The following is a 24,072-nucleotide window of genomic DNA, read 5'->3' on the forward strand; positions in this document are numbered from 1 at the left end:
GAATTCCGGATTCCACGAATCCGGTTGTCCGCGCCGGCACGAATCAGATTGTCCGCGCCGCGCCGGGCCGGACCGCGCCGCGACGATGCGGCAGCCGTACGAGGGCCGGGAATACGGAATCATCCGTCCCGGCCCTCCGGCGTGTCCAGCGCCATCCTTGCGGACCCGCCGTGATTCCGGTAAAGAACCGCGACGCGACAAATACTCTCGACGGCACTCGCGCGCGGCAGCGGAATCGACTGTGACCGTTCAAGGAGACCTTTGACGGTTCTTGATCTAGTGGGTAGCGTCGAACCGCTTTGGTGCGCACCGGCATTGCCGGCACCGACTGCCGAACGCGCGCACCGGAGCGCGGTCCTTGGCTACGCAGTCCTGACGGGGGATGGTGGGCTGGTTGCGTGCGACGCGCTGTCGGCCGGGCGGAAATCGGAGCCCGGCTCACGCGGCCTTCAGCGGATTCCCGGCCATTCGGTGACGACGCCGTTCGGATAAAGTCCGGCCCATCGGCCGGAGGTTCGTAACCGGTTATTTCCGCGTGGGTCAGCACCCTCGTTCTTTCTGTTCGCCCCGAATTCGCAGGGAGCTTTCATGGGGGCAACCATGCCCATGTTCCAGGAGATCACCGAGGCGCAGATGATGCCGCGGCTCGTGCGTCTCGGCCCGAATCTGTACGGAGCCGTCTTCACGCTGATGAAGCTGCTGCCGGCCCGCTACATCCTCCGCCGCGCCATGGAACGCGGCGACCTGGACCGCGACACCGTAATCACGGAGACGACGTCGGGCACCTTCGGCCTCGCCCTGGCGATGCAGGCGGCCCTCATGGAACGGGACCTGATCCTCGTCAGCGACCCGGCCATCGACGCCAACCTCTTCCGCCGCCTCGAAGACCTCGGGGCCCAGGTGGAGATCTGCCTGGAGCCCGCGCCCACCGGCGGCTTCCAGGAGGCCCGGCTGCGCAGACTCGCCGAGATCCGCGCCGAGCGGCCGAACAGCTTCTGCCCCGAGCAGTACACCAACCCCGACAACCCCCGCTCGTACGCGGTCGTCGCCGAGCAGCTGACCCACACGCTCGGGAGCGTCGACTGCGTCGTGGGCCCCGTCGGCTCCGGCGGCTCGATGTGCGGCACCGTCCGCACCCTGCGCGAACAGACCCCGCACACCCGGGCGATCGGCGTCGACACCCACCACAGCGTGCTCTTCGGCCAGCCCGACGGCCCCCGCGCCCTGCGCGGCCTCGGCAACAGCCTGTGGCCCGCCAACCTCGACCACACCGTCTTCGACGACGTCCACTGGTGCACCGCCTCCGAGGCGTACGCGGCCACCCGCCGCCTGCACGCCAAGCACGCCCTCTTCCAGGGGCCGACCAGCGGCGCCGCCTACCTCGCCGCCCAGTGGTGGGCCCGGCGCAACCCCGACTCGCTGTGCGTGGTGATGCTCCCCGACGAGGGCTACCGCTACCAGGCCACCGTCTACGACGACGCCTGGCTCGCCGAGAACGGCCACACCGACGCCGCGCTGCCCGCCGACCCCGTCGAACTCACCCGCGTCGACCAGGCCGAGGAGCGATGGAGCCACCTCGCCTGGCAGCGCAGTCCGTACGGGCGGATACCCGGCTCCGTCGCCATGACCGCGGCCGCCCCGCGCGGCGCCGAGGCGCTCTCATGAGCGGTACGGGCCGGCTCACCGCCACCCTCGGCGCCCGCACCCAGCACGTCGTCTACGGCGACCCCGGGCCCGCCGAGATCCGCCGCGAACTCGGCTTCACCACCACCATCGACCTGGCCCACGTCGTCATGCTGACCGAACGGGACCTGCTGCCCGCCCCGGCCGCCGCGGCCCTCCTCGACCGCATCGGCCGACTGCGCGCCACCGGCTTCGCCGAACTCCTCGACCAGCCAGCGCCCCGCGGCCTCTACCTGATGTACGAGAGCCACCTGGTGGCGGAGCTCGGCGCGGACATCGGCGGCAAACTGCACACCGGCCGCTCCCGCAACGACATCAAGGCCACCATCACCGCGATGCGGCTCCGCACCGAACTGGCCGAACTCCTCGGCCAAGTGCTGCGCCTCCAGGGCGTCCTGCTCTCCCGCGCCCGGGCGTACCGGCACACCGTCATGCCGGTCTACACCCACTTCCAGCCCGCCATGCCCATCACCTACGGCTACTACCTGGCGGGCATCGCGGTCGCCCTCGACCGCGACATCGACGCCCTGCGCCACACCCTGGCCGGCCTCGGCCGCTGCCCGCTGGGCGCGGGCGCCGTCGCCGGCACGGACCTGCCCATCGACCCGGCCCGCACCGCCGGACTCCTCGGCTTCGACGCGCCCCCGCTGCACGCCATGGACGCCGTCGCCAGCCGGGACGGCGTATTGCGGGCGCTGGCCGTCATCAGCGGCGTCGGCGTGACGCTCAGCCGGCTCGCCACCGACCTCCAACTGTGGAGCACCCAGGAGTTCGCGTTCATCGAGTTCCCCGAACGGCTCGTCGGCGGCAGCTCGGCCATGCCCCAGAAACGCAACGCGTTCCTGCTGGAGCACGTCAAAGCCAAGGCGGGCGTCGCGCTCGGAGCCTGGACGGCGGCCGCCGCCACCATGAAGTCCACCCCGTTCACCAACTCCATCGAGGTGGGCACCGAAGCGGTCGGCCCCGCCTGGGGCGCCCTGCACACCGTGACCGAGTCCGTCCTCCTGGCGCAGGTGCTCGTGAGCGGCGCCCGCCCCGCGCCGGAGCGGATGGCCCAGCGCGCCGACGAGGGCTTCGTCACGGCCACCATCCTCGCCAACCGCCTCGTACGGGAAGGCGTGCCGTTCCGGACCGCGCACCACGTCGTCGGCGCCGCCGTGCGCGAGGCCGTCGCGACCGGCGCCACCGCGCTGCGCCTGCCGCCGGACACCCCGGGCGCCGAGCGGGCGTCGCTGCCGCCGCTCGGCGAAGTGGTCGCCGAACACGACCGCGGCGGCGGCCCGGGCATGTTCGACGCGGCCTTCGACACCACCCGCGAACGCCTGGCGGAACACAGCGAATGGCTGCGCGGACACCGGGAGCGCCTCGACGCCGCCCGGCACGAACTCCACACGTCCGCCGCCAAGTTCACCGGTGGGGCGGAACCGGCGGGCGGAACCTACGTGGCAGACCGGAAAGGCACGCGATGAGTGACACCAGCGGCGGACGGCGGTGGTTCGCCTTCCTGGAGAGCAACACCACAGGAACCGGGCGGCAGTTCTGCGCGGCGGCCGCGGCCCGCGGTATGCGCCCGGTGCTGCTCGCCCGCGACCCCGACCGCTATCCGTACGCGGCGGAGGACCGCGTCGAGACCCTCGTGCTCGACACCGGGGACTTCGACGCCGTCCGGGAGGCATGCGAACGGCTCGCGTCCGGGGCCGGACTCGCCGGAGTCGCCTCCAGCTCCGAGTACTTCGTGGCGCCCGCCGCCCGGGTCGCCGCGAAACTGGGGCTGCCCGCCGCCGACGGCGACGCCATCGCCCGCTGCCGCCGCAAGGACGCCCAGCGCGACCTGCTCGCCGCGGCCGGTGTGCCCTCGCCCGACCACCGCTGTGTCGGCGAGATCGCCGAAGCCCTCGACGCGGCACGGGAGATCGGCTACCCGGTGGTGCTCAAACCCGTCAGCGGCTCCGGCTCGGTCGGCGTCAAGCTCTGCCGCGACGAGGAAGAGACGCGGCAGTGGGCGGACCGGCTGCTGTCCCGTACGGGCGACGAACGCGGCACGCCCGTACCGCGCCGACTGCTGGTCGAAGCGGCCGTCGACGGCCCGGAGTTCTCCGTGGAGACCTTCGGTACGGACGTGGTCACCGTGGTCGGCAAGCACATCGGTCCCGAGCCCTACTTCGTGGAGACGGGCCACGACGTGCCCGCGGCCGTCCCCGAGGGCGTGCGGGCCGCGCTCGCCGACACGGCCGTACGGGCGCTCGCCGCCCTCGGACTCGGCTGGGGCGCGGCCCACACCGAACTGCGCTGGTCCGCCTCGGGCCCCGTGGTCATCGAGGTCAACCCGCGGCTCGCCGGCGGCATGATCCCCGCCGCGGTCAAGGCGGCCACCGGCACGGACCTGGTCGACGCGGTCGTCGCCCGTGCCAGTGACGGCTCCCTCCCGGCGCCCGGATCCGCGGCCGGACACGCCGCCGTCCGCTTCCTCATGGCTCCCGGGGCCGGCCGGGTCACGGCCGTCGGCGGGCTGGACGAGGCCGCGGCCGGCCCCGGCGTCGTCCTGGCCCACGCGACCACGGCCGCCGGGAAGACCGTGGGCATCACCCACTCCTTCCTCGACCGCCTCGGCTACGCCGTGGCCACCGGCCGGGACGCCGAGGAGGCCGCGCGGCGCGCGGGTGCGGCCGTACGACAGATCAGGATCGAGATGCGGGCGACGGAATGGGACGAAGGGGGCGGCGGGCAGTGACGGAGAACGCGAGCCAGGGGGTGGCCACCAGCGCCCCCCGGTGGACCGAGCGCCTCGCGCACGGCCACGGGACCGGCGAACACCGCGCCCGGATACCCGGGGAACTGACGGCGGACCTCCGCCGCGCCGCCACACGGCTCGGCACGGACCTCGCCGCCCTGCTGCTCGCCGCGCACGCCCGCGTGCTGGCCACCGTGACGGCGGAACGCGAGCTGAGCATCGGTCAGGTGCGGTCTGCCGGTACGGGTCGGACCGGGCTGCGGCTGACCGTCGCCAACTCCACATGGGCCGAACTGGTGGAGCGGGTAAGGGAGTCGGCGGAGAATCGGGGGACGGGTTCGGGGCCCGCGGCCGAGATCGTCTGCGATCTCGCCGACCTCGAAGACGCTGACTCCGCCGCTTCCGAAGCGGACGCCCGCGACGTTCTGGGTGATGGAGAGCTGCTGCGCGTCGCCTTCGCGCGGGAGGGTGCCGGGCTGTCGCTGCGCGTGCTCTTCGACCGCGCCACGCTGAACGAGGAGTACGCAGCCCGTCTGACGGGCTATCACCTCACCGCGCTGCGGCTTCTCGCCGCGGACCCCGACGCCCCGCACCACCGGCAGAGCCTGCTCTCCCCGGCCGAGACGGAGACCCAGCTCTACGGCCTGTCAGGGCCCCGGACCGGGCCGCCGGAGGGGACGTTCGTGGACGCCTTCGAGGCACAGGTCCGCGGCGGCCCCGACCGGATCGCCGCCGTGCACGGCGCGGACCGGTGGACGTACGGAGAACTCAACGCCCGCGCCAACCGGTACGCGCACGCCCTGCTCGACGCCGGAACGGAGGCCGAGGACGTGGTGGCCGTGGTCATGGACCGCGGCCTCGACTGGATCGCCGCGGCCCTGGGCGTCTTCAAGGCGGGCGGCGTCTACCTGCCCGTACACCCGGACTTCCCGGCGGAGCGGACGGCCGGTCAACTCGACCGCAGCGACTGCCGGTTCGTGCTCGCCGAACCGGCGGCGGAGGAGCGCGTACGGGAGGCCGCGGCCGGGCTCGACCGGCCGCCGCGCATCTTGATCACGTCGCAGGCGTCGCAGGCGTCGCAGGCATCACAGGCAGCACAGGCGGGCCTTCAGGCGGGGGAGGAGAACCCCGGAATCTCCATCGCCTCCGGCCAGGCGGCGTACATCTACTTCACGTCGGGCTCCACCGGCGCTCCCAAGGGCGCGCTCTGCGAGCACGCGGGGCTGCTCAACCACCTCCATATGAAGATCGAGGACATGGGCATGACGGCGGGCGGCGGCGAGGTGAGCGCGCAGACCGCCGCCCCGTTCGTCGACATCTCGCTGTGGCAGTTCGCCGCGCCGCTGCTGGTCGGCGGCAGCGCCCGCGTCGTGGACACCGACACGCTGCTCGACGTCGACCGGTTCCTCGACGAGCTCGTGCGCGGCGCGGTCACCGTCGCCCAGGTCGTCCCCTCCTACCTGGAGGTGCTGCTCGCGCACGTGGAGCGGCACCCGCGACCGCTCGATGGCCTGCGCGCCCTGTCGGTGACCGGCGAGACGCTGCGGCTGGAGTCGGCGCGGCGCTGGTTCCGGGCGTACCCGCACATCAGGCTGGTCAACTCCTATGGGGCCACCGAGGTGTCCGACGACACCATGCACGAGGTCCTGGACCAGGCGCCGGAGGGCGACTCCGTCCCGGTCGGCCGGGCGCTGCGCAACGTCAACGCCTATGTGCTGGACGAGAATCTGGCCCTGGTGCCGCTCGGCTCGCCCGGCGAGATCGCCTTTTCCGGCGTCTGCGTGGGGCGCGGCTACATCAACGACGAGGAGCGGACCCGGCAGGCGTTCGTCCCCGACCCGTTCCGGGCCAACACCCGGATGTACCGCACGGGGGACTTCGGCCGCTGGCTGCCGGAGGGGCGCATCGAGTACCTCGGGCGCCGGGACGAGCAGGTCAAGATCCGGGGCTTCCGCATCGAGATCGGCGAGATCGAGAACCGGCTCCTGGCCATGGCAAGCGTGCGCGACGCCGCCGTGGTCATCGAGGGCGCGGCGGGCGGCCCCCGCAACCTCGTCGCGTTCTTCACCGGCGGCGAGGAACTGTCCGCCGAGCGGCTGCGGGACTTCCTCGCCGGATCGCTGCCCGACTACATGGTGCCCACCTACTTCCACCGCCTGCGGCGGCTGCCGCTGACCGAGAACGGCAAGGTGGACAAGAAGGCGCTGACCCGGCTGGCCGGCACCCTCGGCCACGGCGGCGCGCCCTACGTCGCGCCGCGCACCCCGACCGAGCAGCGCCTGGCCACGCTCTGGGCGGAGGTGCTGAACGCCCCGCTGGAACGCATCGGCAGGGACGACGACTTCTTCGAACTCGGCGGCTCCTCACTGGCCGGGGTGCGGCTCGTGGTCCGCATGGACCGGGAGCTCTCCCTCAAACAGCTCGTCAGATACCCGGTGCTCAGCTCCCTCGCGGCGACCCTCGACGGAACGCACCCCGAGGGCGACACTCCGCCCGCGGACGGCCTGCTCCAGCCGCTGTCCCGGGTGGACGCCGCGCACCACAGCCTGGTCTGTTTCCCCTACGCGGGCGGAAACGCCGTCAACTTCCGTGCGCTGGCCGCCGAGTTGGAGCGTGACGGGATCGCCGTGTACGGGGTGGAGCCGCCCGGCCACGACCTGGTGGGCGACGGCGAGTCGCTGGCCGACGTGGCGGAGGTGGCCCGCCGGGTGCACGCGGAGATCACGGCGCGGATCGGTACGCCCGTACTGCTGTGGGGGCACGGCGAGGGCGCGGCGGCGGCGCTGGAGACGGCGCGGCTGCTGGAGACCGACGGCCGCCGGGCGGAGCGCGTCTTCATCGGTGCGCTGCTGCTGGAGGAGATCGACGACCTGCGGCGCGAGATGCGGACGGTCGCGGACGCCGACAACCGCACCCTCCTCGCGCGGCTGCGCTCCGAGAGCGCCTACGTCGAACTCGACGGGCTCAAGCCGGAGCGCGCCGAGGTGGTGGGCTCGGCCTACCGCCACGACGTGCTGACGGCCAACAGCCACCTCATCACCGTCCGGCAGAACGCCGAGCGGTACGGCATCACGTCCGCGGTGGACGTCGTCGTCGCCCGGGACGACGCGGCGGCCGGCGGGTTCGGCGAGCGGCACGGCGAGTGGAAGCTGGTCGCGGACACCGTGCGGCTGCGCGAACTCGCCCAGGGCGGGCGGTATTTCGTACGGGCGTCCCCGGCGGACAGCGCGGCGCTGGTACGGGCCGCGTGCGAGCGGCCGCGGCGTACCACGGTGTGACGCCGCGTCGGGCCGTGACGTGACATCACGTCAGCCAGAGAGGTGACGCCGCGTCGGACCGCGACGCACTCGGCGTGCCACCGCCCGGACGGTCCCAGCAAGTTCTGTGCAGGCTAAGGGAGATCTTCATGACGATGACGGGGGAAGTCGCGCTCACCGGGGGGCACCGCACGGGCGCCACCGGGATGAGCTCGACGTTCGGGACGTTCGGCGAGCTGCTGCAAGGGGTGCTGCCGGAGGACGACGGGGATTTCCTGGTGACGCTGCCGGTGGCCCGGTGGACGTCGGTCACCTTTCAGACGTACCCGGACAGCGACGGGCTGCACGTATGGCCGCCGCACAAGAAGAAGGCGCTGCGGCTCGTCTCGATGATCATGGACGAGGCCCCCGGCCCCAGCGGCGGCCTGCTGACCATCGACAGCATGCTGCCCGAGGGCAAGGGACTGGCCAGCTCCTCGGCCGACCTGGTGGCCACCGCCCGCGCCGTGGGCAACGCCCTCGACCTGCCGATGCCGCCGCGCCGCATCGAGCGGTACCTGGCCCGTATCGAGCCCACCGACGGCGTGCTCTACCCCGCCGTCGTCGCCTTCCACCACCGCAGCGTGCGGCTGCGGGCGCGGCTGGGCTCGCTGCCGTCGATGGCCGTGGTGAGCATCGACGAGGGCGGCGCGGTGGACACGGTCGACTTCAACCGGATACCCAAGCCCTTCACCGCCGCGGACAAGCGGGAGTACGCCCGGCTCCTGGAGCGGCTCACCGGCGCGGTGGCGCGCCGCGACCTCGCCGAGGTGGGCGCGGTCGCCACACGCAGCGCGCGGATGAACCAGGCGCTGCGCCACAAGAAGTCGCTCGACGCGATGATCGCCGTCTGCGAGGAGATGGGCGGGCTGGGCGTGGTGGTCGGCCACAGCGGAACGACGCTCGGCATCCTCCTGGACACCGCCGACCCGGCGTGCGTGGGCCGGCTGGCCGCGGCGGCGCAGGCGTGCGAGGAGCTGGCGGGAAACGTCACGGTGTACCGCACGCTGAGCTTTCACTAACTTCCGGGACCTTCGTGTCCGGCCGGGACCGGCCGGGGGGCGGCGTGCCGGGCGTCCGGGCCCGGCGTGCGGGGTATGAGCCATGTGGCTCTCCGGGAGGGCCGGTTCGCCGACCGGTCAGTGTCTCCGGGGGGTAAGAGATGTGCGGAGACGTGTAAAGACGCACGGATCCGTCTAAAGACACGCGGAGACGTGCGGCCACGTGCGGAGTCGTGCAGAGATGCCGAGAGGTGCCCATGCCCATCAGGCGGTCAGCCATCTACCTCGGCACTCTCGTCCTCGGCGCGTGGGCCCTGTCGTGCCCGTCGGTGTCGGCGGCCGGGGCGGGCGAGTCCGGGCCCGCGCGCGGAGACCGGACGCCCGCGACGGAACTCGGGGCGGACGCGGCGTGCCAGGTGCCGTCCGTCCATGACGCGGAGGTCATCAGGGTCGTCCACCGGGTCGGCGGCGACCTGGGCGTCGGCGACAAGGTGCTGCTCGCCGGGTTCGAGGCCGGCTGGGTCGAGTCGCACATGAACAACCTCGCGTGCGGCGACCGCGACTCCGTCGGCGTCTTCCAGCAGCGCCCGAGCCAGGGCTGGGGCACGCCCGAACAGTGCATGGACGTCGCGTACGCCGCGAACTCGTTCTTCACCCGAGCGGTCACCGTCGACCGCGGCCACCCGGCCTGGACCGCCGGCCAGGTCGCCCAGGAGGTCCAGCGGTCCGCGTACCCCGACCGGTACGACGAGGCGGAGGCCAAGGCCCGCGCGCTCCTCGAAGAGGCGGGCGAGACGGGTTAGCGGGGAAGGGGCGGGCGGGTGACGGCCCGAAGGGCTGACCCCCGGTCGGAGCACTCCGCCGCCCCGCCGCACCTCTGGTCAGAGCGTCACCCGCCGTACGCACAGCGCCCGCCCGGCCGCCTGCTCCCCGCGCCCCGCCGAGAGGCGGAGCGCCGCGAATGCCCGAACCATGGGTAGGAGCCCGCGAAACCGAGCAGGAGACAGATCATGACGCGACCCAGGATCCTCATCGTCGGCGGCGGCTTCGCCGGAGTCGAGTGCGCCCGCAGGCTGGAGCGCACCTTGGCCCCTGGAGAGGCGGAGATCGCCCTTGTAGCACCCTTCAGCTATCAGCTCTATCTGCCCCTGCTGCCCCAAGTGGCCTCCGGGGTGCTCACCCCGCAGTCGGTCGCGGTCTCCCTGCGGCGCGGGCTGCGGCGCACCCGGATCATCCCCGGCGGCGCGATCGGCGTGGACGGCACGGCCAAGGTCTGCGTCATCAGGAAGATCACCGACGAGGTCGTCGACGAGTCCTACGACTACATCGTGCTCGCCCCCGGCTCCGTCACCCGGACCTTCGACATCCCGGGCCTGAAGGAGTACGGGCGCGGCATGAAGACCCTCGCCGAGGCCGCGTACATCCGCGACCACGTCATCGCCCAGCTCGACCTCGCCGACGCGGCCACCGACGAGGCCGAGCGCGTCTCGCGGCTCCAGTTCATCGTGGTCGGCGGCGGCTACGCGGGCACCGAGACCGCCGCCTGCCTCCAGCGCATCACCACCGCGGCGGCCACCCGCTACCCCCGACTGGACCCGAAGCTCATCAAGTGGCACCTCGTGGACGTCGCGCCCAAGCTGATGCCCGAGCTCGGCGACAAGCTCGGCGCCGACGCCATGAAGGTGCTCCAGCGCCGCGGCATCGAGATCTCCCTCGGCGTCTCCGTCGCCGAGGCCGGGCCGGAGACGGTCACCCTCACCGATGGCCGCGAACTGCCCTGCCGCACCCTGATCTGGACCGCGGGCGTCGCCGCCAGCCCGCTCGTCGCCACCCTCGACGCGGAGACCGTACGCGGCCGGCTCGCCGTCACCGACCGCATGACGCTGCCCGGTTTCGACGGCGTCTTCGCCCTCGGCGACGCCGCCGCCGTGCCCGACGTCCACACGGGTGACGGGGCCATCTGCCCGCCCACCGCCCAGCACGCCCAGCGCCAGGGCAAGGCGGTCGCCGACAACCTCACCGCCACCCTGCGCGGCGCCCCGCTGCGCCCGTACGTCCACAAGGACCTCGGCCTGGTCGTCGACCTCGGCGGCAAGGACGCCGTCTCCAAGCCGCTGGGCGTGGAGCTCAAGGGCATCTCCGCGCAGGCCGTGGCCCGCGGCTACCACCTGATGGCGCTGCGCACCAACGTCGCCAAGATCCGCACGGTGACCAACTGGCTGCTGAACGCCGCCGCCGGCGACGATTTCGTCCGCACCGGCTTCCAGCTCCGGCGCCCCGCGGCCCTGCGCGACTTCGAGTACACCGACTCCTACCTGACCCCCGATCAAGTGCGGGAGCACACCAAGGCCATGTCCGCGCGTCACTGAAAGGGCGACGGGCGCCGCGCCCATGGCGTGCCGGGCCGGGCCTACGGGCCGCCGCGCGATCGGCCCGTAGGCGTACGACCGGCCCGTACGCGGGCGACCGGTCCGTATGCCCAGCCCGGCCGGTATGCCCGACCGGGTCCGTACGCCTGACCGGCCCGTACGTCCGACCGGTCCCGTGCCAACAGCTCTCGCGTCGAAAATGCAGGCAAATGGTGACAGAGTGGCCTCATGGTTGATCGGGGAGCGACGCCGGCCGCCGTATCGCTGCCGGGCGACTGGCCCGCGCACCCGGACCTGACGCTGGCCCTCAACCGCATGGGCACCTTCGACTGGGACCTGGACAGCGGGCTCATGCACCTGGACGCCGCCGCCCTCGCCGTCTTCGACCTCACCCCGGAGGAGTACGACGGCAATCCGGAAACCCTCTTCGACCGGGTCCAGCTCACCGAGTCCGCTCGGCTCGACGGGCTCGTGGCGCGGGCCCTGAAATCCGGCGGCGCCTCCTACGGGGCGTACTTCCGCGTCCGGCGCCGCGACGACACCCCCAGATGGGCCCACATCCAGGGCCACATCCGCCGCGACCAGCAGGGCCGCCCGCACCGCATCCTCGGCGTCTTCCGCGACGCGACCGCCGAACTCGCCCATTCGGTGGAACGCCGCGAGGCTCCCGCCGGCAGCCGCCACCAGAGCGCCGTCGTCGAACGGACCACCGCCGCCCTCGCGCACGCCAGAACCGTGCAGGACGTCATCGACGTCCTCAGCGACTCACCTGGCCTGGAGCGCCTCGGCGCCGACAGCCTCGTCGTCGGCCTCATCGAAGGCGGCCGCATCCACCTCGTCGCCGAAGGCCCCACCGACTCCTTCGTACCCGGCACCCGCTACACCCGGATCGACGACAACTACCCCATGAGCGAAGTGGTACGGACCCTCGCGCCCCGCTTCATCGACTCCCGCGAGGACTTCGCCGCCTCCTACCCCGAGCTCTGGGAGCACATCGACGCGCTCGAACTCTCGGCCGCCGCCTATCTGCCGCTGATCGCCCAGGCCCGCCCCATCGGCGCCCTCGGCCTCCTCTACCGCGACAAACAGGGCTTCACCCAGGAGGAGCGCTCCCTCCTCGTCGCCCTCGGCAGCAGCATCGCGCAGAGCCTGGCCCGCGCCATGCTCTTCGACCAGGAGCACGACCTCGCCGAGGGCCTCCAGCAGGCGATGCTGCCGCGCCGCATCCCCTCCGTCGCCGGCGCGGACCTCGCGGTGCGCTACCGCTCCGCGCGGCTCGGCCGGGACATCGGCGGCGACTGGTACGACATCATCCAACTGCCCGGCGGCCGCGTCGGCGCGGTCATCGGCGACGTACAGGGCCACGACACCCACGCCGCCGCCGTCATGGGCCAGCTCCGCATCGTCCTGCGGGCGTACGCCTCCGAGGGCCACGCGCCCGCCACCGTCATGGCCCGCGCCTCCCTCTTCCTGCACGAACTCGACACCGACCGCTTCGCCACCTGCACCTACGCCGAGGCCGACCTGGCCACCGGGGCGCTGCGGCTCGTACGGGCCGGGCACATCGACCCGCTGCTGCGGCACACCGACGGCACCTGCCGCCGGCTGCCCTTCCCGGGCGGGCTGCCGCTCGGCCTGTCCGCCCAGTTCGGCCGGCTGGACTACCCCGTCACGGCCATCGAGCTGGACCCGGGGGAGACCCTCCTGATGTGCACCGACGGCCTCGTCGAACAGCCCGGCGCGGATCTGGACGACGGATTCCAGTGGCTGACCGACGTCGTCCGCGACGGCCCGCACGACCTCCAGGAACTCGCCGACCAGCTGTGCGAGCGAGTCGACGAGCGGGCCGGCGAGGACGACCTGGCCGTCCTGCTGATGCGCCGGACGGGCACCGCCGCGCACGGCGGCGGGCGGCTCCAGCAGCACATCGCCGCCGCCGACCCGGAGGCCCTGGCCGCGGCCCGGCACATGATCCGCGCGGCGGTACGGGCGTGGGGCGCGCGCGAGCGCGCGGACGACATCGAACTCGTCGCCGACGAGCTGATCACCAACGCCCTGCTGCACACCGACGGGGCCGCCGTCGTGACCGCCCGGATGCTCCCCGGCACCGACGGCGAACGGCGGCTGCGCGTCGAGGTGGAGGACCGGTCCAGCGCCATGCCGCGGCGGCGGGAGCCCGGCGAGGCGGGGGTCTCGGGGCGCGGCCTGCTGCTCGTCGACGGGCTGGCCGACGTCTGGGGCGTGGAGTCGCGGGGCGCCGGCAAATGCGTGTGGTGCGAGTTCACCTGCCCTGAACGCGGCTGCTGAATTCCTGCCCCCGGCGTACCGGGCGCAGCACAATGGGTGCCGGAGCCAAGGCCGTCACCGCCGCGCGTACCGTGCCGCACCCCCAGGAGGACCCGGCCATGAACGAGCCGACCCGCCGATCCGACCCGACCGCCCCCACCGCCCCGCACCCCCGCGCCGTGGTCCTCGGCACCGGCCTCGCCGGGCTGCTGACCGCCGCCGTCCTCGCCGGAGACGGCGTGTCGGTCACCCTCGTCGACCGGGACCGGATGCCATCAACGCCCGCTGCCCGCAAGGGACTTCCGCAGGCGCGCCACGCCCATCTGCTGTGGTCGGGCGGCGCCCGCGTCATCGAGTCCCTGCTGCCCGGCACCACCGACCGGTGGATCGCGGCCGGCGCCCGCCGTATCTCCCTGCCGACCGGCCTCGTCGCCCTGTCGGCCAAGGGGTGGCTGCCCCGCTGGCCCGAGATGCAGTACCTGATGGCCTGCACCCGGGACCTGCTCGACTGGGTCGTACGGGAGCAGGTGCTCGCCCGGCCGGGCATCACCCTCCGCGACGGCGCCGACGTCCTCGGACTCGACGGCGACGCCCGGCGCGTCACCGGCGTCCGGTTCCACGACACGGCCGCCGCGGGCGGCGTGGCGCACCTGGCCGCCGACCTCGTCGTCGACGCCACCGGGCGCGGCTCCCAAGCGCCCCGCTGGCTGACCGAACTCGGCCTGCCCGCCGTCCGGGAGGAGCGCGTCGACTCCGGACTCGCCTACGTCACCCGGATCTTCCGCGCCCCGCCGGGCGCCGAGAACTTCCCCGTCGTCAGCGTGCAGCCCAAGGCCGGACTGGACCGCCCGGCCCAGGGCGCGACCCTCGTCCCCATCGAGGATGGCCGCTGGCTGATCACCGCCTCCGGCACGCGCGGCGGCGAACCGCCCACGGAGGCCGACGGGTTCGAGGGATTCTGCCGCCGGCTCGACCATCCCGTGCTCGCCGACCTCATCGCCCAAGTCCAGCCGCTCACCGACGTGTTCGTCTCCCACAGCACCGTCAACCGGCGCCGCCGCTTCGAGCGGCTGCCGCGGTGGCCCGCCGGGTTCGTCGCCGCCGGCGACTCCGTGGCCACCTTCAACCCCGTATACGGCCAGGGCATGTCGGTGGCCGCCCTCGGGGCCGACGCGCTCCGCCGTGAGCTGCGCCGCGGCGGCCTCGGCGACCCGGGCCTCGCCCGGCGCGCGCAGCGCGCTCTGGCCCGTACCGCCGACAGCGCGTGGGACCTGGCCACCGGGCAGGACATCCGCTACCCCGGCGCGATCGGCGACCAGCCGCCGGTCGCGGCGCGGCTGCTGCGCGGCTACTTCGACCGGCTGATGCGGTCCGCCACCGGCCGGCCCGACGTGGCCCGGGCCATGATCGACGTGATGACGCTGTCCGCGCCCGTCGACGCCCTGCTGCGGCCCGCGGTCGCGCTCTCCGTGCTGCGCGGGCCGGGCAGCGCACCGCTGCCCGGCCCGCCGTTCACGGAGGCGGAGCGGAACCTGTGCCGGGCGCCGCGGTGACGCGGCTGTGGGCGGAGGCCCCGCGCAAGCCGACGCGGCGCGCTGCGGGCGGTAACGGCTTCCTGACGCGGCAGCCGCCGCCTCGCGCATGACGCACGCGGGGCCGCCCTGGACGCACCCGCTCCGTCCAGGGCGGCGAAGACCCGTCGGAATCGGCTCAGACGTCCGCCGACGTGTCGATGATCTGCCGGATCGCCGCGCCGCTCGCCAGTTCTTCCAGCGCCGTGTTCAGCCCGCTCAGCGGCAGCGTCCCGGTGTGCATCTGCTCCACCGGCATCTGCCCGGCCCGCCACAGGCCGAGATAGCGCGGGATGTCCCGGCGTGGCAGCGGGAGCTTGCGGGCGGCCTTGACGCTACGGTCGACAGCGCGCTACGCGGCGCCGCCCCTGATGGAACGGGTGCGCCCGCCGAGACCATCGGCCTAGCGGGCGCCCGTACGGTCGGCCCGGCCGACGCATCCCCGTCGGAATCGGCTCAGACGTCCGCCGACGTGTCGATGATCTGCCGGATCGCCGCGCCGCTCGCCAGCTCCTCCAGCGCCGTGTTCAGCCCGCTCAGCGGCAGCGTGCCGGTGTGCATCTGCTCCACCGGCATCAGCCCGGCCCGCCACAGGCCGAGATAACGGGGGATATCCCGGCGCGGCACCGCGTCGCCCATGTACGAGCCGACGAGCGACTTGCCCTCGCCGGCGAACGCCAGCGCCGGGACCTCAAGTTTCCGGCCCGGCGCGGGCAGCCCCACCGAGACGACGGTTCCGCCGCGGGCCACCGACTCCAGGCACCCCGCCATCACCTGCGGGCTGCCGACCGCCTCCACGGCGAACTCGGCGCCGCCGCCCATCACATCGGCCACGGCCGACGCGTCCTCGGGCGCGAACACATGGCTCGCGCCGAGCCGCAGCGCCAGTTCCCGCTTGGCGGGTACGGGGTCGACGGCGACGATGGGCCAGGCGCCGGCGGCGCGGGCGCCGAGTACGGCGGAGAGCCCCACCCCGCCCAGGCCGTGCACCGCCACCGACTGACCGGGCCGCACCGCGGCGGTGTTGATGACCGCGCCCGCCCCGGTCAGCACGGCGCAGCCGAACATGGACGCCACGGAGAACGGCACGTCCTTGGGGATTCTGACCACGGACTCCTGGGCGACGACCGCGTACCGCGCGAACGCCGAGACCCCGAGCTGATGGTGGATCACCTCACCGCTTGCGCCGCGCAGCAGGGACGGGCCGTGCAGCAGCCCGCCCGAACCGTTGGCCTCCGCCGCCGCGGCGCACAGCGCCGGACGCCCCTCGCCGCACCGCACGCACCGCCCGCAGCTGGGCACGAAGACCAGCGCCACATGGTCGCCCGCCTCGACGTCGCGCACCCCCGGCCCGGCCTCCTCGACCACCCCGACCGCCTCGTGCCCCAGCACCATCGGCAGCGGCCGTACCCGGTCGCCGTTGACGACCGACAGGTCGGAGTGGCACAGGCTCGCCGCGGCGATCCGCACCAGCACCTCGCCCTCGCGGGGGTCGCCCAGCTCGACCTCCTCGATCTCCACCGGCCGGGTGGTCCCGTACGGCCGCTCGGTGGACGTGGCGCGGAGTACCGCGGCGGGCATCCTCATACGGCGGCCTCCCCGCACGGCGCGACCTGCACGACCTCGCGGTGCTCCAGCAGCGGGACCACCTTGCCGAGGACGATGGACTGGAAGTGCTCGCTGGCGCAGTGCGCGGTGAAGTCCGCCTCGGCGTCGTACTCCTCGTAGAGCACGATCGTCCGGTCGTCCGCCGTGCCCTGGTGGACGCGGTACCCGCGGCACCCCCTCTCGCCCAGCGAGGCCCGCGCCATCTCGGCGAGATGGGCGAGCACCTCGTCCTGCGCGCCGGGCGCGGTGCGGTAGCGGGCGATGACGACATGACTCACGGTGTTCTTCTCCTGACGAGGGGGGCGGCGTGCGCCGGGACCGGCGGGAGCTGGTCCCGGCGCAGCTGCCACAGGCGGGGGTCGGAGGTGGCCACGGCGCTGGCGCCCAGCGCGATGGCCACGGCCGCGTCCTGGGCGGTCTCGATGAATCCGGCGGCGACGAACGGCGTCATCGCCGTCTGGGACTCCTGGCTCATGTGCGCGACGATCGGCGCCGGCATCAGCTCGACGAGATCGGGCACGCCGCGGGCGACCGCGTCCAGGCTCCGGCGCAGATTGGAACGGTCGGTGACGAAGACCTTCTGCATGGTGAGGAGCCCGAGCGGGCGGCCCTTCTCGACCAGCGAGAGCCGGGTGGAGACCACCCCGCTCGCGCCCATGTGCTTGAGGAACTCCAGTGCGCCCCGGTCCTGCGCGAGGCCCGGACTGCTGTCCACGTTGACGAAGACGGTCTTGCCGGACTTGCGCAGGGCCGGGACGATCTGCGGCAGCTGGCCCACTGACATCGACGCGAGAATGCACACCGACGCCGGCGCCTCGGCGAACTGCCGCAGCAGCTGCGGCCCCACGACCGACGCGATGACCGGCACCTCGGCGAGGGCCGCCGAGAGCCGGGGTTCGAGCACGGCCCGAGGCCGGTGGCTGGGGTTCATGACCTACCTGGTTGCGGGATGGGGGAGCTTCAGCTCAGCGGAGCGGTGCCGAAGCCGCTGGGAAGTCCCAGCTTGCCAGGGTTGAGGATGCCCTTCGGGTCGAGGGCCTCCTTCACGGCGACGAAGGTCGCGAAGCCCGCGCCGAGCGCGTCGCCGAGGTACGGGCCGCGCAGCAGTCCGCAGCCGTGGTGGTGGCTGAGCGCCGCGCCGTGCCGGATGAGGACGGCGTTGGCCGCGTCCCACACGGCGCGGTACCACTGGCGGCGCTCGGCGCGCTCCACGTCGCCGCGCAGCGAGAAGTAGACGCAGGCGCCGTCGGTGTAGGCGTGCGACTGGTGGGCGGAGGCCGCGAGGGTGCCGGGCACCGACTGGATGGCGGCCACCACCTCGTCGTAGATCACCGGCAGGTCGGCCCAGGACGCGGCCATCTCCAGGGTGTCGGCGACGAAGCCGGGGCCGGGCTTGAAGCCGTCCGAGGACTTGCCGGTCAGCATCCGGTCGTGCAGCCAGCGCTCGAAGACCCGCTCGCTGTCCAGCTCCGGCCCGTACTCCTTGCAGACCTCCTCGCACACCTTCAGCGTGGCGTCGACCAGCGTCGGGTCGCCCTCGTCCGCGATGAGCAGCAGGTTGGTCTCGGGGTGCTCGAAGTGGACGCCGCTCTCCAGCTTGTCGTACAGCCGCAGCGCCGCGGGGGTCGCGCCGCGCTGAAGGATGCGGCGGCACGCCTCCAGGCCCTGGGCGAACGTCTCGAAGCCGAAGGCGAGCGCCTTGGCGTAGTCCGGCAGCGGGTGCACGCGCAGCCGGACGGCGGTGATGACGCCGAGGGTGCCCTCCGAGCCGATGAACAGCTGGCGCAGGTCGGGGCCGGTCGCGGCGCGGGAGTAGTCGCCGTAGGTGGCCTTGGTGCCGTCCGCGTGCACGACGTCGATGCCGACGACCATGTCCTCGATCTTGCCGTAGCGCGTCGAGAGCTGGCCGGCGCCGCGGCAGGCGACCCAGCCGCCGACCGTGGAGAGGGCGAACGCGGAGGGCCAGTGGCCGGTGGTGACGTGGTGGAGCTCCTGGAGCTCCTTCTCGAAGACGTCGCCGAACACGCCGGCCTCGACGTTCACCACGTTGGACTCGGCGTCGAACGACAGGATCTTGTCGAGCCCGCACAGGTCCAGCACCACGCCGCCGAAGACGGGCAGCGCCGCGCCCGTGACGTTGGAGCGGCCGGCCGACGCGGTGACCGGTATCCCTGCCGCGTGGCAGATCCGCAGGACGGCCGCGACCTGGTCGGCGTCGGCGGCCTCCACGATGACGGCGTCCGGCGTCGCGGGGTTGCCGTCGGTCTCGCCGATCATGGAACCGGCCCACCAGTCGCGGGTCCGCGCCACGACCTCGTCGTGCTCGACGTGCACGGCCGCGGCGACGGAGCGCAGCTCCTCGATCACCGGCTCGGGCACCTTGACGACGTCCGTCTGGAGCGACGCGGGGCCCTCGCCGGGCGGCGTGGTCCGCGCCCAGCGGGGCGGGGTGGGCGCGCCCACGGTGTAGTCACCGCGGTTGAAGGGGTTGGTGATGGTCTGACGGCTGATCATGCTGCTGCTCCTTCGGGGCCCTCGAAGAGGACGGTCTTCTCGTGCTTGACGGATGCCAGGTATTCGGCGACCTGCTGGTCGACCTGTTCGGGGGAGAGCCCGAGCTCCTGCCCGAGCAGCCGGCCGACCTCGGGGGCGGCGGCCGCGGACGCGTCCCGGGCGAACAGCCGGGAGCGGGTGCGGCGGGAGAGCACGTCGTCCACCGAGCGGGCCATCTCCGACCGCGCCGCGTAGACGACCTCCGCCTTGGTGTACGGCAGTCCGGCGACGACAGGGTCGGCGAGTTCCCGGTCGTCGGCTATCAGGTCGTGGACGAACCGGGCCTCGGTGCCGTACCGCTCGCCGAAGTGCGCGGCGAGCCCGCCGGACGCGGCCACGGCCTCGGCGTCGTACCCCGCGCCGCCGATCAGCGGGAGGTGGGTGGTGCGGCTGGGCGCCTTGCGGCCGAGGACCGTCATCACCTTGTCGATCACCAGCTCGCCCATGTGCCGGCTGGTGGTGAGCTTGCCGCCGGTGACGGTGACCATGCCGCCCGCGCCGAGCGTGATGTGGTGGTCGCGGCGCATGTCCAGCGTCGCGCCCTCCTTGCCGCCGACCAGCGGCCGCAGGCCGCCGATGGAGCCCACCACGTCATCCGGGGTCAGCTTCGTCGCGAAGGCCGTGTTCGCGCCCTCCAGCAGGAAGTCCATCTCCTCGCGGGTGCAGTGCACGTCGTCGGAGGAGCCCTGGAAGTCGGTGTCGGTGGTGCCGAGCACCACGGTGTTGCCCCAGCGGGTGCAGGTGGCGCGGCGCGCGCGGCCCGGAATGGGCACGGTCACCGTGCAGTCGTTGCGGATCTTCTCCCAGGGCACCACGATGTGCACGCCCTTGGCCGGCCGCACCTGCGGGCGGTGCCCCTCCTCGGCCATGCCGTCGACGGAGTCGGTCCACACGCCGGTCGCGTTCACCACGGCCCGCGCCCGTACGTCGATCACCTCGCCGTCCGCGCTCACCTTCGCGCCGCCGACCCGGCCGCGCTCGGTGATCAGGCCCTCGACCTTGGCGCCGTTGAGCACGGTGGCGCCGAGCGCCGCGGCCGTACGGATGATCGTCAGCGTCAGCCGGGCGTCGTCGGTGCGGCTGTCGAAGTACAGCAGGCCGCCCTTGAGGTTCTCGGCGCGCAGCGTCGGCGCGTGCGCCAGGACCTCCTCGACCGTCAGCCGCTGGTGGAGCTTGCCGATCCGCCAGCCGCCGATGAGGTCGTACGTCCACAGCAGCCCCTCGAACCCCTTCGCCAGCCGGGGGTCGAAGATGCCCTCCTTCTCCAGGATCGGGAAGAGGAACGGCAGCCGGTGCACCAGGTGCGGGGCGTTGCGGCGGAACCGGTGCCGCTCCAGCAGGGAGTGCCGGACGAGGCCCACGTTGCCCTGTTCGATGTAGCGCAGACCGCCGTGCACCATCTTCGAGGACTTCGACGAGGTGCCGGAGGCGAAGTCGTCCTTCTCCACCAGCGCGGCGCGCAGGCCGCGCGAGACGGCGTCGAGCAGGGCGTACGCGCCGGTCACGCCGCCGCCGATGACCAGCACGTCGTACACGTCCTGGCCCAGCTGCCGGCGGGAGCCGTCCCGGTCGAGCAGCAGCGGCTTGGCGCGGGCCGCTCCGGCCGAGGCGCGCCGCGGTTTGCGGGCGGGCAAGGTGATCACAATCAACTCCTGGTGTTTCGGGTGGACGGGTGTCAGTCGTCCGCAGGTTTTTCGCGGGCGGGCTCGCGCAGGTGCGGTTCCAGGACCGCCTGCCAGCCCGCCCGGTGTTCGGCCCGCTCGGCGGCGGACATGACGGGTTCGAAGATCCGGCCGCGGGGCTGCGCCTCGACGACCTCGTCGAGGCCGGACCACAGGCCCTGCCGGACCCCGGCCAGATAGGCGCTGCCGCGCAGGCTCGCCGTGGCGGAGTCGGCGACCCGCTCCAGCGGCAGCCCCACGAGGTCGGCCTGGATCTGCATCAGGGCATCGCTGCCGGACACGCCGCCGCCCACCCGGAGCTGGCCGAACGGCGCCCGCATCGTGTCGCGGACCCCGTCGATCAGGTCGCAGACGGAGTGCGCGATCCCCTCCATCACCGCGCGGGCGATGTCCGCGCGGGTGGTGGCGAGGCTCAGCCCGGTCAGGGCCGCCGTGGCGTTCGGCCGCCAGGCGGGCGTACGGACACCGGCCAGCGCCGGTACGAACCACGCGGAGCCGTTCGCGGGGGCCTTCAGGGCCAGCTCGCCGATCTCCGCGGGGGAGGCGAAGAAGCCGAGGTCGTCGCAGAGCCAGCGGAGCGCCGAGCCGGTGGTGGAGCAGTACGCCTCCAGGCTGAACTGCGTCACCCCGCCCTGCCGCCAGCCGGGCTGGGCCAGCACCCCGGAGATCCCCGACCGGGGCAGCGCCGGGCGCTCCCCGGTCGCGACGTCCACGAACGCCCCGGTCCCGTACACGCACATGCCGCGGCCCGCGGCGAGACCGCCCAGCGCGATCAGCGCCGCGTGCTGGTCGCCCATGGTGGCGGCCACCGGCACGGAGATCCCCAGCAGCGCCTCGTCGGTGACGCCGTCGCACTCGTCGTCGCCGAGCAGGTCGGGCAGCAGCTCCAGCGGGAACCCCTGGTGGGCGATCCACTCCTCGTCCCACGCGTGCCGCTCCAGCAGATAGCCGCCGGTGGAACAGGCGTTGGTGGCGGAGGTGGCGTGCACGGCGCCGCCGGTGAGCTGCCAGATCAGCCAGGTGTCGACGGTGCCGAAGACCAGCCGGCCCTCGCGCGCCGCGGCGGCGACCTCCGGGTGCTCGGCGATCTGCCGGGCCGCCCAGTAGAACGGGGCGCGGCTGCCCACCGGCCGCCCGGTGCGTGCGGTCAGCACCTCGTCCCACTCGCGCTCGTACGCGAGCAGCTCCCGCGCGTACCGCCGGTCCTGCCACACGACGGCGGGCGCCAGCGGCCGGCCGGTGCGCCGGTCCCACAGCATGGCGGTGGCCCGCTGGGTGGACAGCGCGACGGCCGTCACCTCGACGCTCTCGTCGCGCGCCCAGGCCAGGGCCTGCCGGCAGACGTCCAGGGTGGCCGTCCAGATCTCCCACGGGTCCTGTTCGACCGACGCGTCGTCGGGGTGGCTGACCTCGATGGGCCGGTAGCGGACGTGCCCGACCGCGCCGTCGTCCAGGACGATGCCGGCCCGCGTGCCCGTGGTGCCCTCGTCGACGGCGAGCACGCCGAGCCGCCGCGCCGAGCCGTGGTGTGTCTGCGTCATCGCAGCCCTTTCAGTTCGTGCCGGCCGCTGCCGCGGCCGGTGTCTTGCGCCCGGCGCCGCCCCGCCCGCCGGCTGTGTCCTCGTCGTCCTCGTCGTCGGGGGAGACCGCGGCCCGGGTCGGGTCCCACTTGATGACCAGACACGTGATCAGCCCCGCGAGCGGGACGACGGCGATCACCAGGAAGGTGTCGGCCAGTCCGAGGGCGTCCTTGATCTGCGGGAAGAGGTAGAGGCCCACGACGCTGCCGAAGCTGCCGACCATGCCGGTGACCCCGGTGCCCAGGGTCCGCACCTCGCTGCGGTACGAGAGCGCGGCGATCGACTTGCCGTTGGCGCCCGGCCCCGCGGCGTGGCAGAGGATGAACAGCACCGGCAGGATGAACGCGACCGCGGTCGGCACCTTCCCGAAGGTCAGCCCCATCGCGACCAGGGCGACGAGCACGCCGGCGAAACCGGCCGCCGAGCTGAGCCGCAGCCCGAGCTTGCGCGCGAAGTACGCGGAGGCGATGCCCGCGACGATGCCGAAGGCGTTGAAGACCATCGAGCCGATGGTGGCCTTCTCGAAGCTCTCGCCGAAGATGGTGAGGCTGATCAGCGGGAGGTACCAGCCCACCGCGAAGTACTGCATGGCCTGGGCCAGCGAGATCACCGAGGAGAGCACGGTGCGGGCGAGGTAGCGGCCGCGGAAGAGGATGCCGGCCTGCCGCATCCCGATCGCCGGGGCGACGGGCAGGGCCTCGCCGCCCTCGGCGGCCGGGGTGCCCGCGACGGCGGAGATGCCGAAGATCTTGTGGAGGCTGCGGACCGCGTCCTCCAGCCGCCCCTTGGTCGCGAGCCAGGAGGGGCTCTCCGACAGGAAGAGGAACTGGAGGATCAGCAGCGCGGCGGCCACGACACCCGCGGACCCCACCGACCAGCGCCAGATGTCCGCGCCGACGTCGAAGTTGTAGAAGACCAGGGCCAGCGCGAGGTTGCTGGTGGTGGCGATGTACCAGACCGCCTGCCAGAGGTTGAGCCGGCCGCGGATGGAGGCGGGGGTGTACTCGGCCAGCAGCGCCATGGCGACGGCGAAGTCGATGCCGTAGGCGACGCCGACCAGCACCCGGCCGATCCAGACCATGGTGAAGTCGCCCGCGAAACCGGCGAGCAGCGCGCCGAGGAGCGCGAACACCTTGGCCATCAGCAGCGGGGGCACCCGGCCGATGCGGGTGGCGAGCCAGCCGCCGACCGGGTTGAAGATGATGGCCAGGGCGGGGGCCGTGGCGGTGAGCACCGACACCTGCGTGCTGCTCAGCGACATCTGCTCGGTCATGGGGGCGAGACCGGCGCTGAGCGCGGCATTGGAGTAGGCGTCGAGGAAGAGGCCCCCGAATACGAGGAACCAGATGAATTGCGCCCGGCCGGTGAGTTTCCCGAGGCCGTCGATCAGCGCTACGACGTCAGCGACGCCATTGACGCTCTGCCGTTGTGCCATGTGCCCGTCCTTCGAAGGACCGGTCGATGGCAGAACAGTGAGCATAGGCACGGCGAAGCCACCGACAGGTGGTCTGCGTCTGTGCCTGCCTAAAGAACTACGGCCGAGAGTAAGAAGCTTGTCTCGGCCGCGTCAAGAGTTTCCAGAGAAAACACCTGGGCGCAATGGTTCTGTGCTGGGGCCCCGGCCGTGCGAGCACTGGGCAGGGCCCCTTCCGGGGGCGGTCCCGGGGCTCAACTCTCGTCGGGTAAGAGCCACTTGACGCCAACTGGCCACG

At 73.2% G+C, this 24,072-nt stretch carries 16 protein-coding genes; 9 read left to right on the plus strand and 7 right to left on the minus strand.

The window, feature by feature from the left end; translation table 11 throughout:
• Nucleotides 1-588: 588 nt before the first annotated feature.
• The 9 genes from AB0I22_RS11145 to AB0I22_RS11185 all read left to right on the plus strand — a co-directional run bounded on the left by AB0I22_RS11145 (nucleotide 589) and on the right by AB0I22_RS11185 (nucleotide 14,919).
• Nucleotides 589-1,665: a cysteine synthase family protein gene (locus tag AB0I22_RS11145; RefSeq protein ID WP_363130436.1), complete on the plus strand. Its 1,077-nt coding sequence runs from the start codon at nucleotides 589-591 to the stop codon at nucleotides 1,663-1,665.
• Complete coding sequence (gene argH, locus AB0I22_RS11150; RefSeq protein ID WP_363130437.1) at nucleotides 1,662-3,152, plus strand: argininosuccinate lyase; 1,491 nt, start codon at nucleotides 1,662-1,664, stop codon at nucleotides 3,150-3,152. Before AB0I22_RS11145 ends, argH begins: the two co-directional genes overlap by 4 nt.
• Nucleotides 3,149-4,414: an ATP-grasp domain-containing protein gene (locus AB0I22_RS11155; RefSeq protein WP_363130438.1), complete on the plus strand. Its 1,266-nt coding sequence runs from the start codon at nucleotides 3,149-3,151 to the stop codon at nucleotides 4,412-4,414. Before argH ends, AB0I22_RS11155 begins: the two co-directional genes overlap by 4 nt.
• Nucleotides 4,411-7,692, plus strand: coding sequence for an amino acid adenylation domain-containing protein (locus AB0I22_RS11160; RefSeq protein WP_363130439.1), 3,282 nt, complete (start codon nucleotides 4,411-4,413; stop codon nucleotides 7,690-7,692). The genes AB0I22_RS11155 and AB0I22_RS11160 overlap by 4 nt, the downstream gene beginning before the upstream one ends.
• Nucleotides 7,693-7,820: 128 nt before the next feature.
• Nucleotides 7,821-8,732: a kinase gene (locus AB0I22_RS11165; RefSeq protein WP_363130440.1), complete on the plus strand. Its 912-nt coding sequence runs from the start codon at nucleotides 7,821-7,823 to the stop codon at nucleotides 8,730-8,732.
• A gap of 236 nt (nucleotides 8,733-8,968) precedes the next feature.
• Nucleotides 8,969-9,514, plus strand: a complete 546-nt coding sequence (locus AB0I22_RS11170) for a hypothetical protein (protein ID WP_363130441.1) — start codon at nucleotides 8,969-8,971, stop codon at nucleotides 9,512-9,514.
• A gap of 207 nt (nucleotides 9,515-9,721) precedes the next feature.
• Complete coding sequence (locus AB0I22_RS11175; protein ID WP_363130442.1) at nucleotides 9,722-11,080, plus strand: NAD(P)/FAD-dependent oxidoreductase; 1,359 nt, start codon at nucleotides 9,722-9,724, stop codon at nucleotides 11,078-11,080.
• Between the two features lie 228 nt (nucleotides 11,081-11,308).
• Nucleotides 11,309-13,387: a SpoIIE family protein phosphatase gene (locus tag AB0I22_RS11180; protein WP_363130443.1), complete on the plus strand. Its 2,079-nt coding sequence runs from the start codon at nucleotides 11,309-11,311 to the stop codon at nucleotides 13,385-13,387.
• 98 nt (nucleotides 13,388-13,485) lie between these two features.
• Complete coding sequence (locus AB0I22_RS11185) at nucleotides 13,486-14,919, plus strand: FAD-dependent monooxygenase (RefSeq protein ID WP_363130444.1); 1,434 nt, start codon at nucleotides 13,486-13,488, stop codon at nucleotides 14,917-14,919.
• 474 nt (nucleotides 14,920-15,393) lie between these two features.
• Here AB0I22_RS11185 and AB0I22_RS11190 read toward each other — a convergent pair whose 3' ends face one another.
• From AB0I22_RS11190 to AB0I22_RS11220, 7 genes are read right to left on the minus strand one after another with little or no spacing between them, the layout of a single operon-like run.
• Nucleotides 15,394-16,524, minus strand: a complete 1,131-nt coding sequence (locus AB0I22_RS11190; protein ID WP_363130445.1) for a zinc-binding dehydrogenase — start codon at nucleotides 16,522-16,524, stop codon at nucleotides 15,394-15,396.
• The gene (locus AB0I22_RS11195; protein ID WP_363130446.1) at nucleotides 16,521-16,823 is read right to left on the minus strand and encodes an antibiotic biosynthesis monooxygenase family protein; all 303 of its coding nucleotides are present in this window, start codon (nucleotides 16,821-16,823) and stop codon (nucleotides 16,521-16,523) included. The genes AB0I22_RS11190 and AB0I22_RS11195 overlap by 4 nt, the downstream gene beginning before the upstream one ends.
• Nucleotides 16,820-17,476, minus strand: coding sequence for a glycerol-3-phosphate responsive antiterminator (locus tag AB0I22_RS11200; protein ID WP_363130447.1), 657 nt, complete (start codon nucleotides 17,474-17,476; stop codon nucleotides 16,820-16,822). The genes AB0I22_RS11195 and AB0I22_RS11200 overlap by 4 nt, the downstream gene beginning before the upstream one ends.
• A gap of 29 nt (nucleotides 17,477-17,505) precedes the next feature.
• Entirely contained in the window at nucleotides 17,506-19,059 is a 1,554-nt protein-coding gene (locus AB0I22_RS11205) for an FAD-binding oxidoreductase (RefSeq protein WP_363130448.1), read from the minus strand.
• Nucleotides 19,056-20,741: a glycerol-3-phosphate dehydrogenase/oxidase gene (locus AB0I22_RS11210; protein ID WP_363130450.1), complete on the minus strand. Its 1,686-nt coding sequence runs from the start codon at nucleotides 20,739-20,741 to the stop codon at nucleotides 19,056-19,058. Before AB0I22_RS11210 ends, AB0I22_RS11205 begins: the two co-directional genes overlap by 4 nt.
• 32 nt (nucleotides 20,742-20,773) lie before the next feature.
• Nucleotides 20,774-22,321 (minus strand): FGGY family carbohydrate kinase, encoded by a 1,548-nt coding sequence (locus tag AB0I22_RS11215; protein WP_363130451.1) that lies wholly within the window; start codon nucleotides 22,319-22,321, stop codon nucleotides 20,774-20,776.
• A 10-nt stretch (nucleotides 22,322-22,331) separates the two neighbouring features.
• Nucleotides 22,332-23,795 (minus strand): MFS transporter, encoded by a 1,464-nt coding sequence (locus tag AB0I22_RS11220; RefSeq protein ID WP_363130452.1) that lies wholly within the window; start codon nucleotides 23,793-23,795, stop codon nucleotides 22,332-22,334.
• Nucleotides 23,796-24,072 lie beyond the last annotated feature (277 nt).

The sequence above is a fragment of the Streptomyces sp. NPDC050610 genome, from assembly GCF_040654875.1.
Taxonomy (GTDB): domain Bacteria; phylum Actinomycetota; class Actinomycetes; order Streptomycetales; family Streptomycetaceae; genus Streptomyces.